Annotated in this window: 8 protein-coding genes; 4 read left to right on the top strand and 4 right to left on the bottom strand. The window is 76.4% G+C overall.

The genetic code is table 11. From position 1 onward, the window contains the following. Positions 1 to 687: DUF222 domain-containing protein (locus tag VGL20_00830; GenBank protein ID HEY2702211.1), on the bottom strand; the 687-nt coding region annotated here is incomplete at its 3' end. Positions 688 to 867: 180 nt separating this feature from the next. Continuing rightward, positions 868 to 1,494: a hypothetical protein gene (locus VGL20_00825; protein HEY2702210.1), complete on the bottom strand. Its 627-nt coding sequence runs from the start codon at positions 1,492 to 1,494 to the stop codon at positions 868 to 870. A 247-nt stretch (positions 1,495 to 1,741) separates the two neighbouring features. Here VGL20_00825 and VGL20_00820 point away from each other — a divergent pair, with 247 nt between their 5' ends. After that, on the top strand, positions 1,742 to 2,566 hold the full coding sequence (locus VGL20_00820) for an RNA polymerase sigma factor (protein HEY2702209.1): 825 nt from the start codon (positions 1,742 to 1,744) through the stop codon (positions 2,564 to 2,566). A gap of 7 nt (positions 2,567 to 2,573) precedes the next feature. Next, positions 2,574 to 3,599, top strand: a complete 1,026-nt coding sequence (locus VGL20_00815; protein HEY2702208.1) for a hypothetical protein — start codon at positions 2,574 to 2,576, stop codon at positions 3,597 to 3,599. Here the strand turns inward: VGL20_00815 and VGL20_00810 are convergent. Together VGL20_00810 and VGL20_00805 are read right to left on the bottom strand one after the other, a co-directional pair. Then, on the bottom strand, positions 3,567 to 3,821 hold the full coding sequence (locus VGL20_00810) for a hypothetical protein (GenBank protein ID HEY2702207.1): 255 nt from the start codon (positions 3,819 to 3,821) through the stop codon (positions 3,567 to 3,569). The two genes, VGL20_00815 and VGL20_00810, sit on opposite strands and share 33 nt — an antisense overlap. After that, positions 3,822 to 5,081, bottom strand: a complete 1,260-nt coding sequence (locus tag VGL20_00805; protein HEY2702206.1) for a PspC domain-containing protein — start codon at positions 5,079 to 5,081, stop codon at positions 3,822 to 3,824. It abuts the gene before it with no gap. A 95-nt stretch (positions 5,082 to 5,176) separates the two neighbouring features. Between VGL20_00805 and VGL20_00800 the strand changes: the two genes are divergently transcribed. Next, on the top strand, positions 5,177 to 6,514 hold the full coding sequence (locus tag VGL20_00800) for a PspC domain-containing protein (protein ID HEY2702205.1): 1,338 nt from the start codon (positions 5,177 to 5,179) through the stop codon (positions 6,512 to 6,514). Beyond that, positions 6,511 to 7,005, top strand: a 495-nt coding sequence (locus VGL20_00795; protein ID HEY2702204.1) for a response regulator transcription factor, incomplete at its 3' end; no start/stop codon positions are given. The genes VGL20_00800 and VGL20_00795, both read left to right, overlap by 4 nt.

Below are 7,005 nucleotides of genomic sequence, written 5' to 3'. Positions count from 1 at the left end.
GACCTCGACGAGCGCGTCGTGGCGGCGCTGGGCGGCGGTGCGTGTCTCCTGAGGCCGGGGACGGCTCAGCGCGTTCAGCACCGTCGCCACCACCGCACCGCTCTCGGGGTCGAGCCAGCCGTCGAGCCGGAACATGCCGTCAATCGTCTGGCTGACGTGCAGCCGGCGCTGCTCGTGCTGCCGGTTGGCGTCCCGGAGCGCGCCGTCGGGGTCGAGGCACGAGCGCAGCCGCAGCGTCACCTCGCGAAGCTGGCGCACGTCGAGGGAGCGCGCCGCCGGGACGAGGATGTGCTCGGCCTCCCGCACCCGCTCGTCGCCGAGGTCGCGGGCGGCGTGGGCGATCACCGACGCGTGCTGGTAGCCGATCTCGCCGTCGCGCAGCGCCCGGGCGGTCGCGGGAAGCTCCTCGAGGTGCCGCGCGGTGGTCACCATCGCGGCGGCCGCACCGCCGGACATCCGGCAGCGCTGCCGTGCCCAGGAGACGATCGAGGCCGCACCCTCGGCGAGGTGCCCGTGCCGGCGTGCGAACCGCGCCAGCCGGCGGCCGCGCTCGGCCTGGATGCGGTCGAGGTCGCAGCTGAGGGCCACGATGCTCTCGCCGAGGGCGGCGTCGGCGAGGCCGTCGAGGTCCTCGGCGGCGAGGACGTCGATCGCCGCGGTCAGGCCGGCTGCCGTGTGCGAACCCATACATACTAGAATAGCGAACATGCGTTCCCATACACAACCATGCCGAATCCGACGCACGATGCTTCCCCGCCAATGCGCTGGCGTTCGGTGGTCCCGCTCACAGCCGAGGCGAGGGCAGCGCCTTTCCGCAGGTCCGTCTGGTGGTGGACCAGCCGCGGCTAGGCCACGGCCAGGCCTCGGCTAGGCCGAGCCCGCCGGCTCCGCCGGCGCCGCCAGCTCCTCCCTGCAGTCGCGGCAGAGGCCCTCGGAGATGAGGTCCTGGATGCGGCTCTCCAGCCCGCAACGGCGGCAGCGCTGCAGGGGACCGCGGCGGAAGGTGCCGGTGGCCGCCGGGCTGAGCGGCGCCTCGGCGGAGCCGCCGGGGCCGGCGCCGGGGTCGTCGGCGCCGCCGAAGGGCAGCCTGCCGGCGGCCTGGGCGTGGAGCTGCTGGGCCTGGTGCAGTGCCCGGAGCAGCTCGCGCTCGCGCTCGGCGGCGACCGCCAGCTCGGCACGGCGGGAGTTCAGCTCGGCGGCGAGCATCTCGCGCTCGCGCTCCAGCACGTCGCGCTCGCGCTCCAGGGCGTCGCGCTGGGCGCCGACCGCGGCGAGCCGCTGCTCGGTGGTCACCAGCCGCTGACGCAGCGCGGCGAGCTCCGCCGGCGCCGCCTCCGCGTCGCTGCTGGCGAGCTCCTCGTCGGAGACCTCGACGAGCAGCCGGCCGAGCTGGTCCTCCGAGCAGGAGAGCCGCCCGGCCTTCACCCAGCGCCGCACCGTGTCGTCGCCGACGCCCAGCGCCGCCGCCGCCCTCGAGACCGAGACGAACGCCATGATGTTGCCCTCCAAGCCTCAACAGCGGGGTGGTCCGCGTCTTGCGGACGGATACGGACGGATGTTGCGCGGGTCATTGCGTCCGCTGCGGACGCATGCTACCGTATGCGGTGCCCCCGGCGAAAGGGGGCGGAGGGTGTCGGGAGAGTTCAACCCGCATCATCCTCCTCAGCACGGCGGGAGGTGACGCAATGAGCACGCAGCGCGTGAGGGGCCCGCGGCCCACATCGATGTCGAGGTCCGGTCGATGAGCGCGACCTGCGCGCCCTCCCCCCTCCCGGCGGGCACCGCGCCCGTCCTCTCCGGCCAGGTGCTGCCGCTGCGGCCACCCGCCGACGCGGCCACCGTCGACGACGACGTCAGCCTCCTGTCGGCCTATCGCGACGGCGACGCCCACGCGTTCGAGCGGCTGTACACCCGCCACGCCATCGCCATCCGCATGCTCTGCCTGCGGCACCTCCGCTCCGACGCCTCGGCCGACGACGTCGTCCAGGAGACCTTCCTGCGGCTGGTGCGCGGCGCCGACCGGATCGAGCGCGGCTTCAACGTCCGCGCCTGGCTGCACCGGGTCGCCGCCAACCTCTGCATCGACCTGCTCCGCGCCCAGCGCCGCTCCCCGGGCATCGAGGACGACGGCACGCTGATGCGCACCCTCCCCACCCAGGACCGCACCGACCAGCCCGAGGCCGCGTACGAGATGACCTGGATGCGCGAGACCGTCACCCGGGTCGCCGAGTCGATGCCCCCGCGGCAGCGCGCCGCGCTGGTGCTCCGCGAGCTCGAGGGGCTGTCCTACAACGCCATCGCCGAGGTCCTGGGACTCAGCCCCGGAGCGGTCGAGACCCTTCTCTTCCGCGCCCGCCGCCGCTTCCGCGAGGAGTACCTGCGGCGCGCCACCGAGTCCGACCGTCCCGCCGACGGCTGCGGGCGCACCCTCGAGCTGCTCGGCAGCGCCGAGCGCCGCCGCCCCACCACCCGCCGGCGGATGCGCGACGTCGCCGCCCACATCGTCGACTGCTCCTCGTGCCGGGACCGGGTTCGCACCCGCCCGGCTGCGGTGGCGCTGGGCTGAGCCGCCGGTGAGCGCCCCGCTGGACTCGCGCCGCTCGGAGTGGATGGCCGACCTCGAGGAGGTCGCCGACCTCGCCGCCGAGATGGCGCCTCCGGAGGACGTGCCGTCGGCGAGAACCCGCCGCCGGGGCTGGTCCGCGGGCCGCCTGGTGGCGCTGCTCGCCGCCGGCGCCGCCGCCGCGGGTGAGGCCGCCGCCACCGCGGCCCCGGCCGCCCGGCGCCGCCTGCCCGCGCGCCGCCGCCTGGTCGGCGCCGGCCTCGCGGTGATGGGCGCGGGCGCGCTCTGCACCGCCCTGCTGCTGCACCTGCCCGCGGCCGACCCGCTGCCGCTCAGCGGCGGGCAGGCCTTCAGCACGCCGACCCCGTACACCGGCGCCGGCAGCGTCGCCCTCCAGCCGGTGCAGCTCGACCCCAACGGGCCGGCGGCGCTGGTCAGCCCCGCTCCACTCTCCTCGCAGGCGCCGCGCGCGGGCGCCGTCCGCCCCTCCCCCCTGGGCGGCACCGCGCCGGCGCCCACCCCCACCGTGAACCTCTCACCGGTGATCGTGGCCCCGACCTCGCAGCCGGCGACGCTGCCACCGCCGCCGTCGAGCGCCCCGGCCACCGCCTCGCCGGCGCCGACCGCGACCGCCACCCCGTCGCCCTCCGCCAGCCCGGCGGGAGCGCTGACGGTGCAGAGCGTGGTGCTCTCGATGGGCACCTGCCAGGTCCAGAGCGCCAGCTGGTGGGTGTGCCCGCTGACCGCGACGTTCACCTTCCAGCCGGGGTCGGCGGGCACGCTCACCTTCAGCATCCGCGGCACCGATGTCAGCTGCGCCGGCGCGTCGACGGCGTTCGACCAGGCCCAGAAGCCGGTCACCATCCCCCAGGGCACCACCCGGGCGGTGGTCACCTCCTCTCTGCTGTTCCCCGCCTCCGACCATCCGGCCGCGGCCGGGCCCGGCGGAGCCCCCTCCACCGCGGCGGTGGAGGTCACCTCGCCGAACCGCACCGCCTCGGCGTCACAGCCCTTCGGCAGCGCCTCCTGCCCCTGAGGCGGGGGGGGCGCCCGGGGGCGGCGGCGGCGGCTCGCCCTCGTGGTCGCGACGGCCGCGGATCCCCGGCAGCAGCGCCAGGGCGAGCACGATCAGCACACCCGGCCACACCCAGCGCGGGTGGAGGTGGAGGCTGCCGTGGTCGATCAGCAGGGTCAGCCCCAGGGCGGTGAAGCCGAGGCCGGCGACCAGCGTGACCGGGTCGGGAGAGCGGCGGAACATCTACAGGGCTCCCTGGACGGTGGCGGTGCCGGCGCGGCGCACGGTGACCTGGCCGAGACCGGTGTGGAGGTCGAGGCTGAGCCGCCCCAGCGCGGCCGACCCGTCGGCGCGGACCCGGGTGTCGACGGCGAGACCGTTGTCGACCCTGTCGAGCAGCCGGGCCTCGCCGGCGCCGACCCGGGCGTGGACGTCGAGGGGCACATCCGCGGGGACCACCACGTCGAGCTGCCCGATGCCGAGCTCGAGGTGGACGGTGGCCGGGCCCTGCCCGAAGGGCACCCGGCTGAGGTCCACGGTGAGGCTGCCGGCGCCGAGCTGGTAGCCGTCGCCCAGCTGGCTCACCGTCTGCGGCTCCCAGAGCCGGTCGCCGGCGCCGCCGTGGATGGGCACGTCGGAGATGCCGGCGGCGAACACCATGGGCACCAGCAGCAGGCCGAGGACGATGAGCGCGTAGGGCGGCCGCCACCACGACCCCACGATCAGCCCCGCCCCGATCACCGTGAGGCAGAGCGCGAGCACCGTCTGGACGCTGACCGAGACCACCCCGGCGTCGCCGAGCAGGCCGGCGCCGGCGGCGACCAGGAGCACCGCGGCGAGGGTGATGCGGGTGAGCGGTGACCGGCTGCGGCGGCGGGTGCGCCGGGGGACGAGCTGCCCCCATCCCCGCACCGGTGCCGGCGCCGCGGAGGGTGCGCCCCACCCCGGCACCGGACCGGCCGGGGCGGTGGCGGCGCCGGGCGCGGCCGGGTGCGGCTCGTCCTCCCGGATGAGCAGGGCGACCCCGAATCCGAGCAGCAGCACGCCCCAGACCAGTCCGGGGTGGCCGGGGTCGATGTCGCCGGCGAGCGCAGCGACCACGATGACCCCGACAACGACCACGAGATAGGCCCGCCATCCACCCCGGCCGAGGCGGCGGAGCAGGGTGACGCCGGGGGCCTCCGGCTCGCTCTCCGAGGGGAGCGCCAGCCAGCCCGCGATGTAGAGGAGGAAGCCGACCCCGCCGGTGAAGCTGAGCACCGCGAAGACGATCCGCACCAGGGTGGGGTCGACCGAGAGGTGGCGGGCGATGCCGCCGGCGACGCCGGCGATGACCCGGCCCTCGTCGCTGCGGGTGAGCCGGCGCGGTGGCGGCGGCGGTGCAGAGGGCGGAGGGGGGGGCACTGCCGAGGGCGGTGCCTGTGCAGGATCCGGCTGGGGCGGCCCGGCGGGGATGCGGTCGTCGCCCGGGCCGGGCCGGCCGGGCTGCTGGATGTCGTCCATGGCCACAGCCTGCGCCCCGACCATGCCCCTCGCCATCAGGGATGACCCGTGCCGATCCCGGAGACGGGCACGGGCATGTCGCGGGCACCTCCCGAATGGCCGCCGCCCTGGGGCCGTGGGAAGATCGGTGCAACGCCCGTCCCCATCCCGAGGAAGCCACCGTCATCCCCACCGCACCGCCCCGTCCGGAGGGTGTCCCGCCGGCGCCTCCGCGCGGCGAGCGGGGGTGGCGGGGGCGCGCGTTCCCGCGCAGCGCCGACGACCGTGTCCTCACCGGTGTGGCCGGCGGGCTCGGCCGCCGGTTCGGCGTCGACCCGCTGCTGGTGCGCGCCGGGTTCGTGCTCCTCGCCGTCGCCGGCGGCTCGGGCGTCGGCCTCTACATCGTCGCCTGGCTGGTGAGCCACGAGCCCGCGGGGGCAACCGCCGTCCCCTGGCCGCCGCCACGAGCCACCACCCGCCGCCTGATCGCCCTGGGGCTGATCGTCGCCGGCGGCCTGCTGATCCTCCGCGAGGTCGGGGTGTGGTTCGGCGACACCCTGGCGGGCCCGCTGAGCCTGGCACTGGTGGGCTCGGCGCTGATCTGGGCGCGCGGCGACGAGGACGATCGCGCCCGCTGGTCGCGGATGGGCCGGCGGCTGCCCGCCACCACCGTGGAGGCGATGCTCGCCGGCCCGGCGTCGCTGCCCCGGATCGTCGGCGGCGCGCTGCTGGTGGTGGGCGGCATGAGCGTCTTCCTCATCGCCCACCGCACCCTCACCGTCACCGGCACCGCCCTGCTCGCGGTGGCGGTCACCGCCGCCGGCCTCGGGCTCATCCTCGGCCCCTGGATCCTCCGGCTGGCGCGCACCGCCTCGGCGGAGCGGCGCGAGCGGATCCGCTCCGAGGAGCGCGCCGAGATGGCCGCCCACCTCCACGACTCGGTGCTGCACACCCTCGCCCTGATCCAGCGCGCCGAGGCCCCGCCCGAGGTGGTCAGCCTGGCCCGGCGGCAGGAGCGCGAGCTCCGCGCCTGGCTCAACGGCCGGGTCGAGGAGGAGGGCGCCGAGAGCCTGGGCACGGCGGTCGACCTCCTCGCCGCGCGGGTGGAGCGCGAGCACGCCGTCGCCGTCGATGCCGTGGTGGTCGGCGACCGGCGCGTCGACGACCGGCTCCGCGCCGTCGTGCTCGCCTGCCAGGAGGCCGCGCTCAACGCCGCCCGCCATTCCGGGGCCGCCCGGGTCTCGGTGTACGTCGAGGCCGAGCCCGAGGCGATCACCGCCTACGTCCGCGACCAGGGGCGGGGCTTCGATCCCGCCGCGGTGCCGCCCGACCGGCACGGGATCGCCGAGTCGATCCGGGGACGCATCCAGCGGCTCGGCGGCACCGTGGTGGTGACCAGCACCCCAGGGGTGGGCACCGAGGTGCAGCTGCGCGTCCCGGTGCCCGCAGGATGAGCTCGCGCACCCGGCTGTTCCTGGTCGACGACCACAGCCTCTTCCTCTCCGGGCTGCGCGCCGAGCTCGGAACCCACCTCGACATCGTGGGCGACGCCGGAGATGTCGACGCCGCCGTCGAGGGCATCCTCGCCACCCGGCCGGACGTCGTGCTCCTCGACGTCCACCTCCCCGGCGGCGGCGGCCGGGCGGTGCTCGAGGCGGTGCTCGCCGTGCTCCCCGAGGTGCGCTTCCTCGCCATCTCCGTCTCCGACGCCGCCGAGGACGTGATCTCGGTGATCCGCGCCGGCGCCGGCGGCTATGTGACCAAGTCGATCGCCCCCGCCGACCTGGTCGCGGCCATCCGCACCGTGCGCGACGGCGACGCGGTCTTCTCGCCCCGGCTGGCCGGCTTCGTGCTCGACGCCTTCGCCCAGGGCGGTGCACCGGCGCCGGGCCTGGACCCCGATCTGGACCAGCTGTCGCCCCGCGAACGTGAGGTCCTGCGCCTG

The organism is Candidatus Dormiibacterota bacterium, from assembly GCA_036495095.1.
In the GTDB taxonomy this organism is placed as follows: domain Bacteria; phylum Chloroflexota; class Dormibacteria; order Aeolococcales; family Aeolococcaceae; genus CF-96.
This window is presented reverse-complemented; position numbering and strand designations above follow the sequence as displayed.